This window comes from Streptomyces sp. SudanB182_2057, from assembly GCF_964272715.1.
Taxonomy (GTDB): Bacteria; Actinomycetota; Actinomycetes; order Streptomycetales; family Streptomycetaceae; genus Streptomyces; species Streptomyces rubradiris.
Map to the genome: position 1 here is coordinate 1,803,134 of NZ_OZ186798.1, position 21,125 is coordinate 1,824,258.

A 21,125-nucleotide genomic window follows, 5' to 3' on the forward strand; every position below is an offset into this window, starting at 1 on the left:
GGTTCAGCCCCGCATCTCGGTGGTCAGGGCCCAGCGTTCGTGGTCGCGCCAGGCGCCGGCGACGTGGATCATGGCGGGCGAGAAGCCCTCCAGGCGGAACCCGGCGCCCCGGGCGAGGGCGATGGAGGCGGCGTTGCCCGGCTGGACGTTGATCTCCAGCCGGTGCAGGCCCAGCGGCCCGAACGCGTACCCGATGACCAGCTCCAGGCCCTCGCGCATCAGGCCCCGCCCGGCCGCGTGCGCGAAGGCGCCGTAGCCGAGGGCGCCGCACTGGAAGCCGCCCCGCACGATGTTGTTGATGTTGATGAAGCCGGCGATGCCCCCGCCGTCCCGCTCGCACACCAGGAAGCCGGCCCGGGCCGGGTCGTCGATCAGCCGGCCGGCGTAGTCGGCGTACGCCTCGCGGGTGTCCGGCGGGAACAGCCAGGGCCGGTGCAGGTCCTTGCTCTCCCGGGCCCGGGCGGTGAACTCGGGCCCGTCTTCCAGGGTGAAGGGCCGGATGCCCACGCGGGGGCCTTCGGCCTGGTACGGGGACGGGGGACGCGCCATCGGCCCAGCCTACGGCGTCAGCGCAGGGCCGGCTCGTCCAGCGTGAGCGTGCCCGCCTCCGTGTCCAGGGTGGCGGCCACCCCGAGCGGAAGCGTGAACGCCCCCTCGCAGTGGCCGAATCCGGCGTCCTCGGCGACCGGGATGCCGAGCCCGCCGAGCCGGTCGGCGAACAGGGCCCGCAGTTCCTCCCGGCCGGCGCAGTCCTCCCAGGAGCCGAGCAGCACCCCGCGCGCGCCGTCCAGCCGGCCGGCGCGCAGGAGCTGGGTGAGGTAGCGGTCCAGCCGGTACGCCGGCTCGCCGACGTCCTCCAGGCACAGCAGTCCGCCGCGCGCGGAGGGCCGGGCGTGCGGGGTGCCGAGTTCCGCGGCGAGCAGGCTCAGACAGCCGCCGAGGGTGACGCCCCGGGCCCGGCCGGGGACGAGGGCGGTGCCGCCGAGGGCGAGGGTGCGCACGGTCTCGGGCGCGAACAGGGTGGCCCGCAGGTGCTCCTGGGTCCGCTGGTTCTTGACGAAGTCGGCGCCGGCCGCCATCGGACCGTGCAGCGTGACCAGTCCCAGCCGGGTGGCGATGGCCTCGTGCAGCGCGGTGACGTCGCTGAAGCCGATGAACGGCTTGGGCCCGGCCGCGCGCAGGGCGTCCCAGTCGAGCAGGTCGATCACGCGCTGGGCGCCGTAGCCGCCGCGGGCGCACAGCACCGCGTCCACCGCCGGGTCGCACCAGGCGTCCTGGAAGTCGGCGGCGCGGTCGGCGTCGGTGCCGGCGAGATAGCCGAACCCGGCGTGCCGGTCCAGGACATGGGGGCCGGCCACCGGGTCGAGGTCCCAGCCGCGCAGCACGTCCAGGCCCGCCTGGAGGCGTTCCTCGGGCACCGGCCCGCTGGTGGCGACGACGGCGACCCTGGCGCCCGGGGCCAGCCGGCGCGGGCGGACGAGTTCCTTCACGGGGACAGCTCCAGCTTCGGTGCGGGCGGCGCCGGGTCCAGCCCGAACACCTGGGTGTACAGCGACAGTTCCGCCTCCAGGGCGCGGACCAGGGTGTCGGCGCGGCGGAATCCGTGGCCCTCGCCCTCGAACGTGAGGTAGGCGTGCGGTACGCCCCGGCCGGCGGTCCGGGCGAGGAGGCGTTCGCACTGGGCGGGCGGGCAGATGACGTCGTCCAGGCCCTGGAGCAGCAGGAACGGCACGGTGAGCCGGTCGGCGTGGGTGATCGGGGAGCGTTCGGCGTACCGGTCGGGGACCTCGGCGAGCGGGCCGATCAGCGACTCCAGGTAGCGGGACTCGAAGTCGTGGGTCTCGCCGGGGCCCCAGGCGGTGAGGTCGAGCACCGGGTAGCGGATGGTGCCGCAGGCGTAGACGTCGGTGGTGGTCAGGGAGGCGGCGGCGGTCCAGCCTCCCGCGCTGCCGCCCCGGATGGCCAGCCGGGCGGGGTCGGCGGTGCCCTCGGCGGCGAGGGCGCGGGCGACGGCCGCGCAGTCCTCGACGTCCACCACGCCCCACCGCTCGCGCAGCCGCTCCCGGTAGGCGCGGCCGTATCCGGTGGAGCCGCCGTAGTTCACCTCGGCGACGCCGATGCCCCGGGAGGTGAAGTAGGCGATGGTCAGGTCCAGCACGAGCGGGCTGCGGCTGGTGGGTCCGCCGTGCGCCCAGATGACGTACGGCGGCCGTTCGCCGTCGGGCGCGGTCCGCGCCGGGTGGTGCGGCGGGTACACGTGGGCGTGCACCTCGCGGCCGTCGGGCCCGGGGAAGACGCGCACCTCGGGCCGCGGGTAGTAGGCGGGGTCGACGGGGTCCCGGTGGCGGGCGCCGACCACCCGGGCGCGGCCGGTGACGGTGTCCAGCTCGACCACCTCGTACCCGGTGTGCGGGCCGGCGCCGACGGTGACCACGCGCTGGCCGTGGACGGCGAGGGTGGGGGCGCACTCGGTCCAGGGTCCGGCGGCGTCGACGATCTCGCCGGACTCCGGGTCCAGTATCCCGAGGGCGGCCGGTCCGCGTCCGTGCAGGACCGCCAGCAGGCCGTTGTCCAGCGGCGCGAACCAGCGCAGCCCGAGCTGCCACAGCGGTCCGCCGAACTCCTCCTCGCGGGCGCACAGGAGGGTGCCGTCGCGGTGGAGCTGCCACCAGCCGCCGCGGTCGCTCGCGTACAGCAGGCGGCCGTCCGGGGCCCATTCGGCCTGGCAGACGGACTCGTCGGGTCCCCCGGCGACCGTGCGGACGCCGGTCAGCCGGCCGTCGCCGGTCACGTCGGCGACCAGCAGTTCGGTGCCGTCCCAGGGCATCCGTGGATGGTCCCAGCCGAGCCAGGCGGCCCGCCGGCCGTCGGGCGAGAGTTGGGCGCCGGTGACGAACCGGTGCCGGGGCCCGGTGAGTTCGCGCACGGCGGCGCGGTCGGCGGCGGCCGAGCCGTCCAGCGGTACGGCGGCCAGCACCCGTCGTACGTCGTCCGGCCCGTCCCCGGTGTGCTCCTCCAGCACGCACCACACCTCGCCGCGAGTGAGGTCCACGCGGGGCTCGGCCCAGCGCAGGCCGCCGCCCACCGGGGAGACGGGGGTGAGCGGGACGGGTGCGCCGCCCGGCTCGTACCGGTACAGCCGCTGGTCGGCGAAGTGCGCGAACACGATCAGCGGCCGGCCGTCCCGGACGGCCCCGGTCCAGGGCCGGCCGCCGTACTCGACGACTCGGCTGCGCACGTTCCACGGCGCGGGCAGCACGCTCTCCTCGCCGCCGTCGGCGCGCCGCCGGACCAGGGTGCGCCGGCCGCCCTCGGCGGGCCGGGGCTCGGTCCACCAGATCTCGTCGCCGACGAACCCCACCCAGTCCGGGTGGCCGTCGTGCGCGGCGGCGAGCGCGGCGGTCACGGGCGAGGGCCAGGATCCGTACGGCGCGGTGCGCATCTCTTCCCCCATCGGCTAGGCCGTCCTCAGGAAGCGGTCCAGGACGCGGACGCCGAAGCGCAGCGCCTCGACGGGCACCCGCTCGTCCACGCCGTGGAACAGCGCCGCGTGGTCGAAGCCGACGGGCAGCTTCAGCGGGACGAAACCGTACCCGGTGATGCCGAGCCGGGAGAACTGCTTGGCGTCCGTGCCGCCGGCCATGCAGTACGGCACCACGTGCCCGCCGGGCGCGAACTCCTCGACGGCGGCCCGCATCCCGGCGAACAGCGGGGTGTCCACCGGTGCCTGGAGGGCCACTTCGCGGTGTGCGAACTCCCAGTGGACGTCCGGGCCGGTGAGCCGGTCCAGGGTGGTGGCGAACTCCTCCTCGGTGCCCGGCAGGTAGCGCCCGTCGATGTGGGCGACCGCCTCGCCGGGGATGACGTTGAGCTTGTAACCGGCGTCCAGCATGGTCGGGTTGGCGCTGTTGCGGACGGTCGCCTCGACCAGCCCCGCGGCGGGGCCGAGCTTCTCCAGCAGCCGGTCCACGTCGGTGCGTGCGGCCTCGATGCCGTACAGCGCGGCGAGCGCGTCCAGGGCGGCCCGGACGGTGGGGGTCAGGCGGGTCGGCCACTCGTGCTCGCCGATGCGGGTGACGGCGGCGGCCAGCCGGGTCACCGCGTTCTCCCGGTTCACCTTGGAGCCGTGCCCGGCCCGGCCGCGCGCGGTGAGCTTCAGCCAGGCGGTGCCCCGCTCCCCCGCCGCGATCGGGTAGATCTCCCGGCCGGAGCCGTCGTGGAAGGTGAAGCCGCCGCCCTCGCTGACGCCCTCCGTGCAGCCCTCGAAGAGTTCGGGGTGCCGGCCGGCGAGGAACCCGGAGCCGTCCTCGGCGCTGGCCTCCTCGTCGGCGGTGAAGGCGATGACCAGGTCCCGGCGGGGCCGTACGCCCTGCCGGGCCCAGGAGCGGACCACCGCGAGGATCATCGCGTCCATGTTCTTCATGTCGACGGCGCCCCGCCCCCACACCATCCCGCCTTGGACCTCCCCGGAGAACGGCGGCACGCTCCAGTCGGCGGGCTCGGCGGGTACGACGTCCAGGTGGCCGTGGACCAGCAGCGCGTCGGCGGACGGGTCGGTGCCCTCGATCCGGGCCACCACGTTGGTGCGGCCCGGGGTGCGCTCCAGCATCAGGGGCTCCAGGCCGGCCCCGGCCAGCCGTTCGGCGGCGTACTCGGCGGCCGGCCGCTCCCGGCAGTCGCCGCCGCCCCGGTTGGTGGTGTCGATGCGGATCAGGCCGGAGGTGAACTCCACGACCTCGTCGAGTGCCTGCGGGTCAGCCATACTGCTCCTCCACGGCGGCGGAGGCGATCGTGGTGACCGCCTTGAACGTCCTGATGCCCTCGTACATGGTGGCGCTGGTGTACGCCACCTTCCGCTCGCCGGTCCGCGCCACGCCGGGGACGACGGTGGCGGCCTGGGCGAGGTGCTCGGCGTCGAACTCGACGGCGACCGTGAACGGCCCGGCCTCTGCGGGCGCGTGACGGACCGCCAGCCGGGCGCCCTCCTTGGCGGCGGCGCGGATGTCGGCGGCGGTCCGGGCCGGGGTCCGGCACACGGCCGCGTACCGGGACACATGGTCCTTGACGGCGACCTTCGGTGCCTCGGGCGCGTAGCCGAGGGCGTCCTCGCAGGCCACGTCGTCACCGGTGACGAGAACGACCGGGACACCGTACTCGGCGACGACGTGGGCGTTGAGCAGACCCTCGCTGGCGCGGACGCCGTTCAGCCACACCCCGGTGATCTGGTTGGCGAGGTAGGTGTGGGCGAGGACGCCCGCCATGCCCGCGCCGGCGTGGTAGCCGACGAAGGCGATGCCGTCGACGTCGCCGTGCTGGACGCCCTCCACCATCGACAGCGCCTTGTGCCGGCCGGTGAGCATCTCCACCCGCTCGTCGAGCCGTTCCAGCAGCAGGTTGCGCATGGTCCAGTGGGCCTCGTTGACCAGCACCCGGTCGGCGCCGCCGTCGAAGAAGCCCTCCACGGCGGCGTTCACGTCCGAGGTGAACATCGACCGGCACCGCTCCCACTGCGGCGTCACCGGCAGCACGTCGGCCGGCCAGGTGACGCCCGTGGCCCCCTCCATGTCGGCACTGATGAGGATCTTCATGCCGTGTCACGTTACGCGCCGGGCCGTCCCCTGGCCACGACCCCGGCGCAGGCGGCGGTGCCCGGTTCCGGTCAGGCCCGGGCGAGGACGAACCAGCGGGCCGGCAGGTCGATGCGGGTGCCGTCGGGGAGGTACTCGGTCTGCGGCAGGGCGGTCTCGCCGTCGGCCAGGACGGTGAGGCCGGCCTCGGCGAGCAGGCGGGGGATCTCGTCGTCGGGGGCGGCGGCGGGCTTGAGGCCGTGGTGGAAGACGCGGCGGAGCTTGGGCGGCGGGCCCGCCGGACCGGCGGCGGCGCGGCCGAGGACGTCCCGGGAGGCGGAGGTCAGCTCGACCACGAAGGCCCGGCCCTCGGTGCCGATGATCTCGGCGACGGCGGCGGCCACCGCGGGGCGCGCGGCCGGTTCGCTCTGGTGGATGACGGCCCGCATGTAGACGTGGCTGTCGCCGAGCCGCCGGTGCAGGGCGCGGACGGCGTCGGTGTCGGTGAGGTCGAGCTGCTGGAACTCGACGGGGGCGTCGCCCGCGGCGCGGCGGGCGTGGGCGACGGCCGCGTGCGAGAGGTCGACGCCCACGGCACGGGCGAACCGGGTGGCCAGATAGCGGGTCTGGGTGCCGTTGCCGCAGCCGAGGTCGACGATCGTCCGGTCCGGGTCGGCGTGCGGCAGGAGGAGTTCGCTGTGCGGGGCGGCGCTCAGCGCGGGGTCGGAGTCCCATATCGCCTCCCCCCGGGCGCCGGAGGTCTCGCTCCAGTAACTCTCCCACGCTTCGCGATAGGTGTCCGAGATGTTCATGCGGTCTCCCCACGGGTCGGTTCCGTGATCGGGATATCGCGGCGGACCGGCGCGGGGCAAGGGTCGCGCGGCCGGTTCCCGGGCGGGGCGGGTCCGGGCGGGTCAGCGGTCGGTGGTGAGGGCCTGCTCGAACCAGACCGTCTTGCGGTGCCCGGTGGCGCTGGCGCCCCACTCCCGGGCCAGCCGGCTGACCACGCGCAGTCCGCGGCCGGACTCGTCGTCGGGTCCGGTGCTCAGCAGGGCGGGCAGGGCGGGTTCGTCGTCGGTGACCTCGAACAGCAGCGCGTCGGTGCGCACGATGCGCAGGCCGATCCGGTCGCTCCCGGCGTGCAGGACCGCGTTGGTGACGACCTCGCTGACCAGCAGTTCGGCGGTCTCCACGGCCTCCGGCAGGCCCCAGTCCAGCAGTTGGCCGCGCACCAGGCGGCGGGCCCGGGGCACCTCGCCCGGTGCGGGGGCGAGGTGCCACTCGGCGACGTGGTCGTCCGGGATGCCGTTGAGGCGCGCCATGAGCAGGGCGACGTCGTCCTTGCGGCCGCCGCGGGTGTTCAGCGCCCGGATGATGGTGTCGCAGGCGTCGTCCATCGAGGCCGCGGGGTGGGCGGCGGACTCGCACAGCGCGGCCAGGCCCTCGCCGATGTCGGAGCCGCGCACCTCGACCAGGCCGTCCGTGCACAGCACCAGCCGGTCGCCGGGCGCCACCCTGACCCGGACCGCCTCGAACGGGACGCCGCCGACGCCGATCGGGGCTCCGGTGGGCAGGTCGAGGAGCCTGCTGCCGCCGTCCTCGGCGCGCACCAGCACGGGCGGGATGTGACCGGCGTTGGCGAGGGTCAGCTCGCCGCGGATCGGGTCGTAGACCGCGTACAGGCAGGTGGCGAGGTAGGTGTCGCCGAGCCGGCGGGCCAGGTCGTCCAGGTTGCGCAGGAGCTGGGCGGGCGGGGTCTCCATGGCCGCCATGGTCTGTACGGCGGTGCGCAACTGGCCCATCATCGCGGCCGAGTTCAGTCCGTGGCCCATGACGTCGCCGACCACCAGGGCGGTGCGGGAGCCGGGCAGTTTGATGGTGTCGAACCAGTCGCCGCCGATCCTCCCGAGCCGGGTGCCGGGCAGATAGCGGGTGGCGACGTCACAGCCGGCCATCCGCGGGGTGATCTGCGGCAGCATGCTGTCCTGGAGGGTGTCGGCGACGTTCTCCTGGTACGTGTACATGCGCGCGTTGTCGAGCACCAGGCCGGCGCGGGCGGCGAGTTCGGCGCCGGTGGTGCGGTCCATGTCGTCGAACTGCGGCCGGTCGGGGCGGCGCATCAGCACCATGAAGCCGAGGACGACGTTGCGCGCCTTGAGCGGGACGATCAGCAGCGACCGGCCGCCGATGAGCGGCCTGAGGTCGCGCTTCTCGAACTCGCCGGAGATCCGCCGGGACAGCTCGTCGGTGACCCGTGGGACGAGCACGGGCTCGCCGGTGACCATGCACTTGTAGAACGGGGTGTGCTCGGGGAAGGCGAATGCCTCGCCGACGGGCACGGTGTCGTCCCAGCGGCCGGGTTCGTCGTTGTGCTCGACCCAGACGCGGAACATCACGGTGCTGGCGTCCGGCGGGCCGTCCGGGAAGCCCTCGCCGGCCAGCACCGCGGCCCGCAGGTGGGTGCCGGCGAAGTCCGCGAACCGGGGTACGGCGGCGCTGGTGACCTCGCGGATGGTCTCGCCGAGGTCCAGGGAGGAGCCGATGCGGGAGCTGACCTCGTTCAGGAACTCCAGCCGCTCGCGGACGGCGGCGTACTCCAGGTCCCGCTCGGCGCCGGCCGGGACCGCGGCGGCCACGGGCCGGTGTCCGGCCGTCACGGCGGCGGGTTCGGGGACGGCCGCCGCGGCGGGGCGGCCGGGGCGGCGGGGCACGCCCCAGTACGGGGTCACGGGCACCCGTTCGTGCCGGCTGAACTCCAGGATCGGGTAGCCGAGTTCGAGGACCTGGGAGACGATGCGGGCGCTCGGGCCCGGGCCCATGTTGGGCAGGATGTCGGGCAGGCGGCGTTCGAGGTCCTCGGCGGCGGGCAGTTCGGTGTGGCGGGCGAAGCCGGGCGTGATGCGTTCGGCGGCCGGGTCGTCGTGGCCGCGTTCGGCGCGCAGCCGGGTGGCGTCGGCGACGAGCACCAGCAGCCGGGACGGGTCCGGGCCGACCAGTGGGTACGCCCACCACACCACGTCGATCCGGTCCTCGGCGCCGGGCTCCTCCCGGTGCGGGCGGAGCCGGGCGCAGCCGGCCTGGGGGTAGCCGCTGAGCCCGTCGAGGGATGCCTCCAGGGCGGGGCCGGACCCGTCGGGGGACGCGGGACCGCCGCGCGGGCCGTCCGGGTCGTCGTGGAGGGCGCCGGAGACGGGCAGCAGATCGGCCGCGGGCCTGCCGACGGCCTCCTCACGGCCGACGCCGAACATCCGCCGCGCACCGCTGCTCCAGTGGGACACCAGGCCGGCGCGGTCCACGACGACCACGGCCAGCGGGACGCGGCCCGCCGCGGTGTCGCCGAAGCCGCGCCCGGCGGGCGCGTCCCGCTCGTCGCCACGGTCCATGGCCCAGGCCCTTTCTCCCCACGGCTGTCCGCACAACGATCTGTGCCGCCCGCCACTACGGTAAGGCGGCCGCCGGTCGCGATGTGCGGCAATCCTGGAATTGGGTGCACCGGATGCACCGGCGCACGGACCGGCGCGCCGCGTGCGCCCCCCGGTCAGTCCTCGTGCCCCAACTGGAGGTCGCGTTCGGTGCGTCCGCCCCCCGCGACCTGGAGCACGGTGGCGACCGGCGGGTAGCCCGCGGCGATGACGGTGTACTCGCCGGAGGAGAGGTCCACGAACCGGAACGTTCCGTCGGCTCCGGTGATCAGGGTGTCGACGACGTTGCCGGCGGCGTCGAGCAGGGTCACCCGGGCCTCCTCCACGGGGCGTCCGCCGCCGGCCCGGACGGTGCCCCGCAGCACGGCGCCGCCCGCGAGCTCGACGTCCTGCCGGGTCTCCCGGGCGGCCTGCACGGTGACCGGGAGCGCGGCGGGCCGGAAGGCGGGGGCGCTGGCGGCGAGGGTGTACTCGCCGGCCACCAGCTCGGTGATGACGTAGCCGCCCTCGCGTCCGCTGCGGGTGGTGGCGACGACCTCGCCGTGCACGTTGGTGAGGGTGACGGTGGCGTCCCGGACGGGGCTGCCGTCGGCGGTGAGCACGCTGCCGGCCAGGCGTCCGGCGCCGCCGAGGACGACGTCGAGTTCGACGGGGCGTTCGCCGACGGTGACGGAGACGGCCTGCGGCTGGTGTCCGCCGGCGGCGGCGATCAGCACGTAGGAGCCGGGGCCGGGCGTGCCGAGCGCGTACCGCCCGTCCTCGCCGCTGGCGCCCCGGCCGACCTGCTGCCCGGTGACGTCGATGAGGGTGAGCGCCGCGCGGGGCACCACGGTGCCGTCGGGGTGCTGCACCGTGCCGCACACGGGGATGCCGGCGGTGAACGGCGAACGGGCGTGCGGCAGCGGGACGTTCACCGGGGCGGTCTCCTGGTCGGTGGCGGGGGCGTGGTGGGACACCAGCGGTTTCTCCTTGAGGAAGCAGGCGATGAGCAGGCCGAGGGCGAGCACCGGGACGAGGTAGAGGAAGACCCGGGGCATCGCGTCGGCGTAGGCGCGGATGTAGGCGTCGCGCAGGGCCGGGGGCAGCGCGTGGACGAGCTGCGGGGTGATCGAGTCGGCGGCGGGCAGCCGGGCGGCCGCGCCCGGGGGCAGCTCGGCGCGGAGGGCGGAGGTGAGCCGCTCGGCGAAGAGGGTGCCGAAGACGGCGGCGCCGACGCTGCCGCCGATCTGCCGGAAGTAGTTGTTGGCGCTGGTGGCGCTGCCGAGGTCGGCGGGGCGCACGGAGTTCTGCACGGCGAGGATCAGGACGGGCATCACCAGGCCGATGCCGGTGCCGAGGACGGCCATCCAGATGCTGTAGTGCAGCCGGGGCGTGTCGGTATCGAGCCGGGACAGCAGCCACATGCCGACGACGGAGACGGCGCTGCCGAGCACGGGGTAGATCCGGTAGCGGCCGGTGTGGCTGATGAGGTGGCCGCCGATGACGGAGGCGCCGACGATCCCGGCCATCATGGGCAGCATCAGCAGCCCGGACTCGGTGGCGCTGGCCCCGTCCACCATCTGCAGGAAGGTCGGCAGATAGCTGGCGGCGCCGAACAGGGCGACGCCGATGACCAGGCCGACCAGGCCGCTGACGGTGAACACGGAGTCGCGGAAGAGCCTGAGCGGGATGAGGGGTTCGGCGGCGAAGCGCTCGGCGACCAGGAAGAGGACGGTGCCGACGAGGGCGCCGGCGCCGAGGAGGAGGACGGGCCGGGAGTCCCAGGCGTACTCGGTGCCGCCCCAGCTCGTGAGCAGCACCAGGCAGGTGGAGGCGGCGGCGAGCAGGATCGCGCCGGGCACGTCGAGCCGGGCCCGCACGGGCGGCCGGGGCAGTTTCAGCACGACGGTGACGACCGCGAAGGTGACCAGGCCGAAGGGGACGTTGACGTAGAAGCACCAGCGCCAGGAGAGGTGGTCGGTGAAGTAGCCGCCGAGCAGCGGGCCGGCGACGGAGGCGAGGCCGAAGGCGGCGCCGATCAGCCCCATGTACCGGCCGCGTTCCCGGGGCGGCACGATGTCGGCGATGATGGCCTGCACGCCGATCATGAGGCCGCCCGCGCCGACGCCCTGGAGCGCGCGGTAGAGGACCAGCTGGTCCATGCTGCCGGCCCGGCCGGCGAGCGCGGAGCCGACGACGAAGACGGCGATGGCGAACTGGAAGACGCCCTTGCGGCCGACGAGGTCGCCCAGCTTGCCGTACAGGGGCAGGCCGATGGTGGAGGTGAGCAGGTAGGCGGTGATGGCCCAGGACATCTTGTCCAGGCCGTGCAGTTCGCCGACGACCTTGGGCAGGGCGGTGGCGACGATCATCTGGTCGAGGGCGGCCAGCAGCAGCGCCAGCATCAGCCCGGCGAACACCAGCCGGACCCGGCGGGGCGTCAGCGGCACGGCGGGCGCGGGGGACGGCGGCGCGGACGCCTCGCCGGCCGCCGGTGCCGCGTCCGGCTCCTGCCGCGCCAGTGTCGTCCCGCCCACGGACCGCTCCCCTCGTCGCGCCTCGCGCGTTTCCCGCGCGAGGCGACAACGGGGATCGGTTGCCTGAGGTTACGGCACCGCCCGGCCCGGACCAGAGATCCACTCGAACCGGTGAAGCGGCCGACCGAAGGTCAACGCCCTTGCACCGGTGGGTGGTTGGCTACTTCTCGACCTCGGCGGCGAGGTTGGCGAGCAGGGCGTCGTAGATCCGGCCGAGGCCCTTGGGGGCGAAGGTCCGCTCGAAGAAGCCGCCGATGCCGCCGGCGCCCTGCCAGGTGCTGGTGACGACCACGCGGGAGCGGCCCTCGCCGGCCGGGGTGACGCGCCAGGTGGTGACCATGGAGGAGTTGCGGTCCTTCTCGACGAGCTCGCCGTCGGTGGGCTCGGTCACCTCGAGCAGGCAGTCGCGCACCCGCTTGCTGGTGGCCTGGAGCTTCCAGTGGACGAGGGTGCCCTCGCCGTCGCCGCCCTCGCGCACCTCGTACTCGCTGAAGTGTTCGGGCAGCAGCTTCTGCCGGGTGCCGCGGTAGTCGGCGAGGGCGTCGAACACCTTCTCCGCGTCCGCCGCGACGACCCGCTCGGTAGTGGCCTCGACCTGCGCCATTGCGTTCCTCCAGGACCTGTCTTCCGGTAGGGGGCAAGCCAACCACCCCGGTACCCGGCGGCCCAAATCGGGGTCCGCACGATCATGGGAACACATGTTCTATTCTGGGCCCAGTGCTACCGAGGAGGCGTCATGCGCTGGGAGAACCTCACCGACGAAGGCGACCACGGCCGGGCCGCCGACGCCGCGCTGTTCGGCGCGGACGCCGTGACCACCCGGGTCGACACGCCCGGGTTCCGCGGGATCACCTTCCACGAGGTGCGGGCGCGCTCGGTGCTCAACCGGGTGCCGGGTGCCTCGCGCATGCCGTTCGAATGGACGGTCAATCCCTACCGGGGCTGCTCGCACGCGTGCGTGTACTGCTTCGCCCGCGCCACCCACGGCTATCTGGACCTGGACACGGGCATCGGCTTCGACACCCAGATCGTGGTCAAGGTCAACGCCCCGGAGGTGCTGCGCCGCCGGCTCGGCTCGCGCCGCTGGCAGGGCGAGCACGTGGCGATGGGCACGAACGTCGACTGCTACCAGCGCGCCGAGGGCCGCTACCGGCTGATGCCGGGCATCATCTCCGCCCTCACCGAGCACGCCAACCCGTTCTCGATCCTCACCAAGGGCACCCTGATCCTGCGCGACCTGCCGCTGCTGGTCCGCGCGGCCGAGGTGACCGAGGTGGGCGTGTCCGTCTCCGTCGGCTTCCTGGACACCGAGCTGTGGCGCACGGTGGAACCGGGCACGCCCGCGCCCGAGCGCCGGCTGGAGGTCGTCCGCGCCTTCGGGGAGCACGGCATCGGCTGCGGGGTGCTGATGGCGCCGGTGGTCCCGTTCCTGAGCGACGACCCGGAGCGGCTGCGGGAGACCGTGCGGGCGATCGCGGCGGCCGGGGCGGTCTCCGTCACCCCGCTGGTGCTGCATCTGCGCCCGGGTGCCCGGGAGTGGTTCATGGCCTGGCTCGGCCACCACCACCCGCACCTGGTGCCCCGCTACCGGCGGCTGTACGCGGAGGGCGCCTACGCGCCGCGGTGGTACCAGCGCCGGATCACCCGTCAGGTGCACGAGCTGGCCGAGGAGTACGGCATCGGGCCGGCACGCTCCGGTCGGGCCCGCCGGATCCGCCCGGCCGCGCCGACGCCGGACCGGGCGGAGCCGGTGCAGCTCAGCCTGATGTGAGCGGGCCGGGGCGCGTTGGGGGCATCCCGCGCCCCGATCGGGTCAAGTATCGCGAAGCCGGGTTCTCCGGGGCCCCGGCGCCGGGACGATCCGGGCGGAACCGTGCCGCACGGTTCGCCCCGTCCCCGCGTCCCGGGAGGACCCGTATGAGAACACGCGCAGCCGCGCTGGGCGCGGTCGCCGCCGTGGTGGCGGGCTCGCTCACCGCCGCCCCCGCCCGGGCGGCCGCCGCCCCCGCGCCCGTCTGGACGGCGTGCGCCACCCGCGACCACCCCACGCTCCAGTGCGCCTCGGTGCGGGTGCCGCTGGACCACGCCGACCCGGCGGGCCGGCAGATCACGCTCGCCCTGTCCCGCGTCCCGCACACCGCGCCGGCCTTCGAGGGCCCGTTGCTGGTCAACCCCGGCGGTCCCGGCGGCAGCGGGCTGGAGCTGGCCGGGTTCGTCGCCTCGGCGCTGCCGAAGAGCGTGGCGGCCCGCTACGACGTCATCGGCTTCGACCCGCGCGGGGTCGGCCGCAGCACGCCCGCCCTGTCCTGTGCGCCCGGCCACTTCGCGGCGCCCCGCCCGGACTCCGTCCCGGCCACCCCGGCGCTGGAGCGGGCGAACCTCGACCGCGCGCGCTCCTTCGCCGAGTCCTGCGGGCGCCGTCACGCGGACGTCCTGCCGTACCTGGACACCGTGAGCGCGGCCCGGGACCTGGAGGTGGTCCGCCGGGCCCTCGGCGCGCCCCGGATCAGCTACTTCGGCTACTCCTACGGCACCTATCTGGGCGCGGTGTACGCGAAGCTGCATCCCGGGCGGGTGCACCGGCTGGTGCTGGACTCGATCGTCGACCCGACCGGCGTCTGGTACGAGGACAACCTCGCCCAGGACCACGCCTTCGACGACCGCCACCGCGCGCTGATGGCCTGGATCGCCCGGCACGACGCGGTCTACCGGCTCGGCACGGACCCCGCGCTGGTCGAGGCCCGCTGGTACGCGATGCGGGCGGCGCTGGCGCGCGAGCCCGCCGGGGGCCGGGTGGGCGCCGCGGAACTGGAGGACACCTTCACGCCCGGCGGCTACTACGACGGCTACTGGCCCCGCCTCGCCGAGGCGTTCGCGGCCTACGCGCACCGGGGGGCCACCGGCCCGCTGCTGGCCGCGTACGACGGGCTCGCCGCCGTGGACGCCGAGGGCGACAACGGCTACAGCGTCTACACGGCGGTGCAGTGCCGCGACGCCCCCTGGCCGCGCGACTGGCACCGGTGGCGGGCGGACACCTGGGCGGCGCACGCGAAGGCGCCGGTGATGGCCTGGAACAACACCTGGTACAACGCGCCGTGCGCGTTCTGGCCGACGGCCCCGCTGCGGCCGGTGGACATCGCGGGGGCCGCGCCGCCGTCGGCGCTGCTCTTCCAGGCGACCGGCGACGCGGCCACCCCGTACGCCGGCGGCGTCGCGGTGCACCGGCTGCTGGCCCGCTCCAGCCTGGTGGTCGAGCAGGGCGGCGGCAACCACGGGGTCACCCTGAGCGGCAACGCGTGCCTGGACCGGTACCTGGCCGCGTACCTGGCCGACGGCACCGTGCCGCGCGGCGCCGGACCGGCCGACGCGGTCTGCCCGAGGTCCCCGGAGCCGGAGCCCGCGAAGCCGGCCCCGGCCTCGCGCGGCACGGTCCTGCACGGCCTGCTGGGTGCCCGCCGGTAGCACGGGGGCGCCCGGAATTCCCGGCCGCCGGCGGGCGCTTGCGCCTAGGGTTCCGCCATGGACGAGCCCCGCGTACGCATCCGCCCGATGGCCCTCGCCGACTGCGACCGCGTCTCGGAGATCCGCGTGTGCGGCTGGCGGCACGCCTACCGCGGGCTCGTACCGCAGCCGTTCCTGGACCGGCTCGACGTCGCGGCGGACGCCGGGCGGCGGCGGGAGCGGTTCGCGCGCGGCGAGGGCCCGGTGGTGAACCTGGTCGCCGAGCGGGACGGCCGGGTGCTCGGGTGGGCGGCGGTCGGACCGTACCGGGACGGGGCGAGGCACACGGCGGACGCCGAGCTGTACGCGCTCTACGTCGATCCGGCGCACCTGGGCGGCGGGATCGGACGGGCGCTGCTGGCCGCGGCGGCCGAAAGGTGCCCCGCGGGCGCGCGCCTGCTGCTGTGGGTGTTCGAGGGCAACGCGCCCGCGCGCCGCTTCTACGAGCGCGCCGGGTTCCGGGCCGACGGCGCGGAGGAGTCCTTCGAGGCGGACGGCGTGCCCGTGCCCGAGGTGCGGTACGTGCGCGCCCCGGCCGGCTGACCGGGCGTCAGGCGGGCCGCTGCTGCGGGAGCCTGGCCAGCGCGCGCACCGCCGCCTCGGCGAGCGCGGGGTGCGCCAGGGCCTCGTTCAGCACCCGCCGGGCGCGGTCGTCGCCGAGCGTGCCCAGGCCCTCCACACAGGCGAGGGCGACCTTCCGGTAGGGGTCGTGCGGGCCGAGCCGCCGCTCCAGGGTGGTGATCAGCGCGGGCACGGACTCCGGGGCGCGCAGCGTGACCAGGAGCCGTACCGGGTGCAGGGCGTAGGCGACGCGCAGTTCGTTGGTGGCGAGGGCGGCGGCGGCCCGCGCGGTACGGGGGTCGCCGAGGCGGGCGAGGGCGTGCGCGGCGGAGGCGCAGCGCGGCGGGTCGCGGTGGTTCAGCAGCAGCACCAGCGCCTCGAAGGCGCGCCGGTCGCCGGCCCGGCCGAGCCGGAAGGCGGCCAGTTCCCTGGCCCACAGGGGCTGTCCGGGCGCGGTGAGCACCTCGGCGAGTTCGTCGCGGTCCTCGGTGGCGAGCAGGCGGTCGAACGCGGCCGTGCCGCCCGACTCCTGCCGTAAGCGTTCCGTGAGCGAGCGCACCTCTTCGTCCACGAGGTCCAGCGTAGGCGGGTTACGGCGGACGGGGGAGGTACCTCACACGGAAGGATTGCCCCGCGGGGGCTGGCGCGCTCGTTACCCGCCGGTTAAGCTCAGACGAGCGAGTACCCCTCGCACTCCGCTGGCGACGGTCTGGTGACGCGGCCGTCGCGAGCGAGCTCTTCCGTCGGTTCGGTACGCCGTACGTACCGCGGTACGACCCGGCTCCGGGACAGGGCCGGTCGGATCCCCCGCCGTGCGCGGGCGTGGACACGCCCGTGGCCCGGCGGCGCTCACCGGGCGTGTGCGCTCGTGGCCCGGCAACACCCGCATCCCCCTCGGCACCGTGGTGCGCTCCGGCGCACCCGGCGCTCCCTTACGCCCCGTGGTGCGCCCTTCGCCGGCGCGTCCGGCGCGCTCCTCGTCGTCACCCTCATTCATGGAGTCCCGCGATGGCCACTCCCCTGTCCGACACCCCTCTGTCCCCGTCGTCCCCGCTGAAGAAGGTCGCCGTCGTCGGCCTCGGCACCATGGGCACCGGCATCGCCGAGGTCCTGGCGAAGGCCGGGCGCGAGGTGATCGGCATCGATGTCGGCGAGGCCCAGGCGGCCCGGGCGCTCGCCGCCCTGGAGGCCGCCACCGCCCGCGCCGTGCGGCGCGGGCGGCTCACCGACGAGGAGCGCGCCGGGATGCTGGCCCGGGTGCGCACCACCACCGACCTCACCGCGGCGGCCGACGCGGACCTGGTCATCGAGGTGGCCCCGGAGTCGTACGAGATCAAGCAGCGGATCCTGGGCGAGCTGGACGGCATCGTCCGCCCCGGCACGATCCTGGCGACCGGCACCAACGCGCTGTCGGTGACCCGGCTGGCGGCCGGCTCGGCGCGCCCCGAGCGCGTGCTCGGGATGCACTTCTTCAACCCGGCGCCGGCCATGAAGCTGGTGGAGGTGGTCTCCTCGGTGCTCACCGCGCCGCAGGCCGTCGCCGCCGTCACCGCGCTGGCGGTCGAGCTGGGCAAGGAGCCGGTCGCGGTCGGCGACCGCCCCGGCTTCGTCGCGGACGGGCTGCTGTTCGGCTACCTGAACCAGGCGGCGGCCATGTACGAGGCGAAGTACGCCTCCCGCGAGGACATCGACGCGGCCATGCGGCTCGGCTGCGGTCTGCCGATGGGCCCGCTCGCCCTGCTGGACCTGATCGGTGTCGACACCGCGCGGACGGTCCTGGAGGCCATGTACGCCGAGTCCCGGGACCGGCTGCACGCGCCCGCCCCCGTCCTGGGGCAGCTCAGCGCGGCGGGTCTGACCGGCCGCAAGGCCGGGCGCGGCTTCTACACCTACGCGGCGCCGGGCAGCGCGACGGTCGTCCCGGACGCGCTGACCCCGGCCGCCGGGGACACCCGCGCCGAGGGCCGTACGGTGCGCTCCGTCGGCGTCGCCGGCTCGGGCACCATGGCGTCCGGCATCGCCGAGGTCTTCGCCAAGGCCGGCCACGACGTGGTCCTCGCCGCCCGCAGCGAGGAGAAGGCGCTGGCGGCCAAGGCCCGCGTCGGCAAGTCCCTGGCCCGCTCCGTCGACAAGGGCCGGCTGACCGCCGAGGCCGCCGCGCGGGCCCTGGAGCGGATCGTCCCGGCGGGCTCCTACGACGCCTTCGCCGAGGTGGACCTGGCGGTGGAGGCGGTCGCGGAGGACCTGGACGTCAAGCGGCAGCTGTTCGCGGCGCTGGACAAGGTGTGCAAGCCGGGCGCGGTCCTGGCCACCACGACCTCCTCGCTGCCCGTGATCGCCTGCGCCCGCGCCACCTCGCGCCCGCAGGACGTGATCGGGATGCACTTCTTCAACCCGGCCCCGGCCATGAAGCTGGTCGAGGTGGTCCGCACGGTGCTGACCGCCGACGACGTCCACGCGACCGCGCGGGAGGTCTGCGGCCGGATCGGCAAGCACGCGGTGGACTGCGGCGACCGGGCCGGGTTCATCGTCAACGCGCTGCTGTTCCCGTACCTCAACAACGCCGTCAAGATGCTGGAGGAGCACTACGCGTCGCTGGACGACATCGACGCGGCGATGAAGCTGGGCGGCGGCTACCCGATGGGCCCGTTCGAGCTGCTGGACGTGGTCGGCCTGGACGTCTCGCTGGCCATCGAGAAGGTGCTGCACCGCGAGTTCCGCGAGCCCGGACTCGCCCCGGCGCCGCTGCTGGAGCACCTGGTGGCCGCGGGCTGCCTCGGCCGCAAGACCGGCCGCGGCTTCCGCGAGTATGCCCGCCGCTGACGGCGCCGGCGACCGGTTCCGGACGGAACCGGACTGGGGCGGGCTGCTCGACCCGGCCGCCGCTCCCCCGCCCCCGGCGGGCGGGGGACGTCCCGGACCTGCGCATCGACGTGCGCACATGCAGTACGTTCGGGTCATGTCCCAGCCCGCCAAGTCCTCACGTACACCCGCTACGCCCGACGCGCCGGAAAGTGCCGCAGGCAGTCGCGCCGCCGCCCAGCGGCTCAAAATGCGCCGAGAACTGGCGGCAGCAGCCATGGAGCTGTTCGCGACCAAGGGGTACGAGGCCACCACCGTCGACGAGATCGCCGCCGCAGCCGGGGTCGCCCGGCGCACCTTCTTCCGCCACTTCCGCTCCAAGGAAGAGGCCATCTTCCCGGACCACGACGACACGCTGGTCCGCGCCGAGGCGGTGCTCAACGCCGCCCCCGCGCACGAGCACCCGCTCGACACCGTGTGCCGTGGCATCAAAGAGGTCATGAGGATGTACGCCGCCGCGCCGGAGATCTCGGTGGCCCGCTACAAGCTCACGCGCGAGGTGCCCACCCTGCGCGAGGCCGAGATCGCCTCCGTGGCCCGCTACGAGCGCCTGTTCACCCGCTATCTGCTCGGTCACTTCGACGAGCACGCGCACGCCGACGACGCCAACGACGACCCGCTGCTGGCGGAGGTCGCCGCCTCGGCCGTGGTCACCGCCCACAACCACGTCCTCAGACGCTGGCTGCGGGCGGGCGGCCAGGGGGACGTGGAGGCCCAGCTCGACCACGCCTTCGCGATCGTCCGCAGGACCTTCGGCACCGGCATCGGGGCCGGCCGGGAGAGCACCCCGCGCACCCCGGCGGCCGCCTCCGCCGCCCAGGGCGAGGTCCTGGTGACGGTGGCCCGCACCGACGCCCCGCTCGACGAGGTGATGCGCACCATCGAACAGGCGCTGAAGGAACGGTCGTAGCCGAGCGGCCGGAAGAGAACGGCCGGGACCGGCCGGACCGTGACGGACGGGCAGTGAGTGGCACCGAGTGCCGCCCACTGCCCGTTTCGCTTGCCGAGCGTTGATCGATCATCGCTCATCTGTTACGTAAAGATTTCATCTGAGAGCAATTTCTGGCACTCAGTGCCTTGTCACCTGTCACGGCGTGTCATACGTTGGGGATGTCCGGGCGGCCGGCGAGCGGCGATCACCCGCTCGCCGGCTGTCCCCGAGGGCCTTCGGCCCGCGCGCCCGGACGCCTGCGTCACAGGCACCCTCCCGCGCCACAAAGCGCTGCCGAAGCACCACCGCGCCGAACCGACGGCACCCCCTGCCCACCCTCAGCAGCACGCATCCCCGCACCGACGAACCCTCAGGCGCCCCTCCCTCAGGGCGCTCACCGCCGGAGGCAACACCGTGACCGTGAAGGACATCCTGGACGCGATCCAGTCGCAGGACGCCACGTCCGCCGACTTCGCCGCCCTGCCGCTCCCCGAGTCGTACCGCGCGATCACCGTCCACAAGGACGAGACGGAGATGTTCGCGGGCCTTCAGACCCGCGACAAGGACCCGCGCAAGTCGATCCACCTGGACGAGGTGCCGGTGCCCGAACTGGGCCCTGGCGAGGCCCTGGTGGCCGTCATGGCCTCCTCGGTCAACTACAACTCGGTGTGGACCTCGATCTTCGAGCCGGTGTCGACGTTCGCCTTCCTGGAGCGCTACGGCAGGCTGTCGCCGCTGACCAAGCGCCACGACCTGCCGTACCACATCATCGGCTCCGACCTCGCGGGCGTGGTGCTGCGCACCGGCCCCGGCGTCAACGCCTGGCGGCCCGGTGACGAGGTCGTCGCGCACTGCCTGAGCGTCGAGCTGGAGTCGCCCGACGGGCACGACGACACCATGCTCGACCCCGAGCAGCGCATCTGGGGCTTCGAGACCAACTTCGGCGGCCTCGCGGAGATAGCGCTGGTCAAGACGAACCAGCTGATGCCGAAGCCGAAGCACCTCACCTGGGAGGAGGCCGCGGCCCCGGGCCTGGTCAACTCCACCGCGTACCGGCAGTTGGTGTCCCGCAACGGCGCGGCGATGAAGCAGGGCGACAACGTCCTGATCTGGGGCGCGAGCGGCGGACTCGGCTCGTACGCCACCCAGTTCGCGCTCGCCGGCGGCGCCAACCCGATCTGTGTCGTCTCCTCGCCGCAGAAGGCGGAGATCTGCCGCGCGATGGGCGCCGAGGCGATCATCGACCGCACCGCCGAGGGCTACCGGTTCTGGAAGGACGAGCACACCCAGGACCCCAAGGAGTGGAAGCGGTTCGGCAAGCGCATCCGCGAACTCACCGGCGGCGAGGACATCGACATCGTCTTCGAGCACCCCGGCCGCGAGACCTTCGGCGCCTCCGTCTACGTCACCCGCAAGGGCGGCACCATCACCACCTGCGCCTCGACCTCGGGCTACATGCACGAGTACGACAACCGCTACCTGTGGATGTCCCTGAAGCGGATCATCGGCTCGCACTTCGCCAACTACCGCGAGGCGTACGAGGCCAACCGGCTGATCGCCAAGGGGAAGATCCACCCGACGCTGTCGAAGACGTACTCCCTGGAGGAGACCGGGCAGGCCGCCTACGACGTCCACCGCAACCTGCACCAGGGCAAGGTCGGCGTGCTGTGCCTGGCGCCCGAGGAGGGCCTCGGCGTGCGCGATCCGGAGCTGCGCGCGAAGCACGTCGACGCCATCAACCGCTTCCGGAACGTCTGAGACACCC

General features: G+C 74.5%; 16 protein-coding genes. 6 read left to right on the forward strand and 10 right to left on the reverse strand.

What is annotated here, in order from left to right; translation table 11 throughout:
- Positions 1–3: 3 nt before the first annotated feature.
- The 9 genes from ACSURM_RS07590 to ACSURM_RS07630 form a co-directional block, all read right to left on the reverse strand.
- Entirely contained in the window at positions 4–549 is a 546-nt protein-coding gene (locus ACSURM_RS07590; protein ID WP_436954193.1) for a GNAT family N-acetyltransferase, read from the reverse strand.
- A 17-nt stretch (positions 550–566) separates the two neighbouring features.
- Positions 567–1,490 carry a S66 peptidase family protein gene (locus ACSURM_RS07595; RefSeq protein ID WP_436954194.1) on the reverse strand — a complete coding sequence of 308 codons (924 nt, stop codon included), beginning with the start codon at positions 1,488–1,490 and terminating at the stop codon, positions 567–569.
- Positions 1,487–3,454 carry a prolyl oligopeptidase family serine peptidase gene (locus ACSURM_RS07600; RefSeq protein ID WP_436954195.1) on the reverse strand — a complete coding sequence of 656 codons (1,968 nt, stop codon included), beginning with the start codon at positions 3,452–3,454 and terminating at the stop codon, positions 1,487–1,489. The genes ACSURM_RS07595 and ACSURM_RS07600 overlap by 4 nt, the downstream gene beginning before the upstream one ends.
- Positions 3,455–3,457: 3 nt before the next feature.
- Positions 3,458–4,762: a M20/M25/M40 family metallo-hydrolase gene (locus ACSURM_RS07605; RefSeq protein ID WP_436954196.1), complete on the reverse strand. Its 1,305-nt coding sequence runs from the start codon at positions 4,760–4,762 to the stop codon at positions 3,458–3,460.
- Positions 4,755–5,588: a M55 family metallopeptidase gene (locus ACSURM_RS07610; RefSeq protein ID WP_436954198.1), complete on the reverse strand. Its 834-nt coding sequence runs from the start codon at positions 5,586–5,588 to the stop codon at positions 4,755–4,757. Before ACSURM_RS07610 ends, ACSURM_RS07605 begins: the two co-directional genes overlap by 8 nt.
- Positions 5,589–5,659: 71 nt before the next feature.
- Positions 5,660–6,379: a class I SAM-dependent methyltransferase gene (locus tag ACSURM_RS07615; protein WP_436954199.1), complete on the reverse strand. Its 720-nt coding sequence runs from the start codon at positions 6,377–6,379 to the stop codon at positions 5,660–5,662.
- Between the two features lie 102 nt (positions 6,380–6,481).
- On the reverse strand, positions 6,482–8,950 hold the full coding sequence (locus ACSURM_RS07620) for a SpoIIE family protein phosphatase (protein WP_436954200.1): 2,469 nt from the start codon (positions 8,948–8,950) through the stop codon (positions 6,482–6,484).
- Positions 8,951–9,105: 155 nt separating this feature from the next.
- Positions 9,106–11,505 (reverse strand): MFS transporter, encoded by a 2,400-nt coding sequence (locus tag ACSURM_RS07625; protein ID WP_436954201.1) that lies wholly within the window; start codon positions 11,503–11,505, stop codon positions 9,106–9,108.
- Positions 11,506–11,665: 160 nt separating this feature from the next.
- Positions 11,666–12,109, reverse strand: coding sequence for an SRPBCC family protein (locus tag ACSURM_RS07630; protein ID WP_359045281.1), 444 nt, complete (start codon positions 12,107–12,109; stop codon positions 11,666–11,668).
- A 132-nt stretch (positions 12,110–12,241) separates the two neighbouring features.
- Between ACSURM_RS07630 and ACSURM_RS07635 the strand changes: the two genes are divergently transcribed.
- The 3 genes from ACSURM_RS07635 to ACSURM_RS07645 all read left to right on the forward strand — a co-directional run bounded on the left by ACSURM_RS07635 (position 12,242) and on the right by ACSURM_RS07645 (position 15,549).
- Complete coding sequence (locus ACSURM_RS07635; RefSeq protein WP_436954202.1) at positions 12,242–13,276, forward strand: Rv2578c family radical SAM protein; 1,035 nt, start codon at positions 12,242–12,244, stop codon at positions 13,274–13,276.
- A gap of 146 nt (positions 13,277–13,422) precedes the next feature.
- Positions 13,423–14,967, forward strand: a complete 1,545-nt coding sequence (locus ACSURM_RS07640; RefSeq protein WP_436954203.1) for an alpha/beta hydrolase — start codon at positions 13,423–13,425, stop codon at positions 14,965–14,967.
- Positions 14,968–15,024: 57 nt separating this feature from the next.
- The gene (locus tag ACSURM_RS07645) at positions 15,025–15,549 is read left to right on the forward strand and encodes an N-acetyltransferase family protein (RefSeq protein WP_436954204.1); all 525 of its coding nucleotides are present in this window, start codon (positions 15,025–15,027) and stop codon (positions 15,547–15,549) included.
- Between the two features lie 7 nt (positions 15,550–15,556).
- Here the strand turns inward: ACSURM_RS07645 and ACSURM_RS07650 are convergent, their stop codons facing one another.
- Positions 15,557–16,138: an adenylosuccinate lyase gene (locus tag ACSURM_RS07650; protein ID WP_436954205.1), complete on the reverse strand. Its 582-nt coding sequence runs from the start codon at positions 16,136–16,138 to the stop codon at positions 15,557–15,559.
- A 437-nt stretch (positions 16,139–16,575) separates the two neighbouring features.
- Here ACSURM_RS07650 and ACSURM_RS07655 point away from each other — a divergent pair, with 437 nt between their 5' ends.
- From ACSURM_RS07655 to ccrA, 3 genes are all read left to right on the forward strand, one after another.
- On the forward strand, positions 16,576–18,390 hold the full coding sequence (locus tag ACSURM_RS07655) for a 3-hydroxyacyl-CoA dehydrogenase family protein (protein ID WP_436954206.1): 1,815 nt from the start codon (positions 16,576–16,578) through the stop codon (positions 18,388–18,390).
- A 118-nt stretch (positions 18,391–18,508) separates the two neighbouring features.
- Complete coding sequence (locus ACSURM_RS07660) at positions 18,509–19,339, forward strand: TetR family transcriptional regulator (RefSeq protein ID WP_359045293.1); 831 nt, start codon at positions 18,509–18,511, stop codon at positions 19,337–19,339.
- A gap of 441 nt (positions 19,340–19,780) precedes the next feature.
- Positions 19,781–21,118: a crotonyl-CoA carboxylase/reductase gene (gene ccrA / locus ACSURM_RS07665; protein ID WP_436960982.1), complete on the forward strand. Its 1,338-nt coding sequence runs from the start codon at positions 19,781–19,783 to the stop codon at positions 21,116–21,118.
- The last annotated feature ends 7 nt before the right edge of the window (positions 21,119–21,125 follow it).